The 1,212-nt window shown below is 63.2% G+C and carries 2 protein-coding genes; both read right to left on the bottom strand.

Going from position 1 to position 1,212, the window contains the following annotated elements; genetic code table 11:
• A partial coding sequence (locus O3300_RS28395) for an aldehyde dehydrogenase family protein (RefSeq protein ID WP_305054761.1) occupies positions 1–539 on the bottom strand: 539 nt, incomplete at its 3' end.
• A gap of 14 nt (positions 540–553) precedes the next feature.
• Positions 554–1,212 (bottom strand): 5-deoxy-glucuronate isomerase (gene iolB, locus O3300_RS28390; protein WP_305054760.1); only part of this gene is annotated, 659 nt, incomplete at its 5' end.

The following is a 1,212-nucleotide window of genomic DNA, read 5'->3' as shown; positions in this document are numbered from 1 at the left end:
TCGCGCTCGGACGGTTTCAAGACGAAGGTATTGCCGCAGGCGATCGCCATCGGGAACATCCACATCGGCACCATCACGGGGAAATTGAACGGCGTGATGCCGACGCAGACGCCCAATGCCTGGCGGATCGACCAGGCGTCGATGCCGCCGGCGACTTGCTCCGAATATTCTCCCTTCATCATTTGCGGGATGCCGCAGGCAAATTCCACCACTTCGATGCCGCGCGTCACTTCCCCTTTTGCATCCGTGAACACCTTACCGTGCTCGGCCGTGATCAGGGCCGCCAATTGGTCCGCATGTTCTTCCAGCAACTCCTTGAACTTGAACATGACGCGGGCGCGGCGCAGGGGCGAGGTTTGCGACCAGGCGGGAAAGGCCGCGTGGGCGGCAGCCACGGCCGCATTCAGCTCGGCGGCAGTCGCCAGCACCACCTTCGCCGTGACGGCGCCCGTGGCGGGGTTGAAGACGTCGCTCGTGCGCTCGGAGCGCGACGCCATGGGGTTGCCACCAATAAAGTGGCCAATCATCGGGGTAGTCATTGTCTTGTCCTTGGTTATTTCGTCATCAGCCAGTCATGGGCCGGGTCGTTTTTAAAGTGCCACACGCGTTTCGGGCCGGCCATCACGTTCAGGTAATAGCCATCGTAGCCATACGGCACGGTGACGGGGTGGTAACCCCTGGGCACCATCACCACGTCGTGGTTTTCCACGGCCATGGCTTCGTCGATGCTGCGGTCGTCCGTGTAGACGCGTTGGTACGCAAAGCCCTGCTCGGGATTGAGGCGGTGGTAATACGTTTCTTCCAGCGAGCTTTCCAGCGGGATATTGTCGCTGTCGTGCTTGTGCGGCGGATAGCTGGACGAATGGCCGGATGGCGTGACCACCTCCACCACCAGCAAGCCATCGGCCTCGGCCGTCTGCGGCAAGATGTCGCACACATAGCGGGTGTTCGCCCCCTTGCCGCGCACGGAACGCGTCATCGACTGCGGGTCGATCAAGCGCGCCGGGCGATGGGTGGTGGCCGGCGCACTGCACAGCGCCACTTCGGCGTTGCTCACGGCCGTGATGCCGACCGTGGTTTCCAGCGGCACATACACGGCGTAGGGCGAGACGTCTTCAAACACGCTCTGGCGATTGCCGATGGCTTCCCAGGTCTGCCCGCCCGCCTGCACCGTCACCGTGCCCGTCAGCACGACGAGGCACAGTTCGCGGC

It is taken from the genome of Janthinobacterium sp. SUN206 (assembly GCF_030587305.1).
Classification (GTDB): domain Bacteria; phylum Pseudomonadota; class Gammaproteobacteria; order Burkholderiales; family Burkholderiaceae_D; genus Janthinobacterium; species Janthinobacterium kumbetense.
This window is presented reverse-complemented; position numbering and strand designations above follow the sequence as displayed.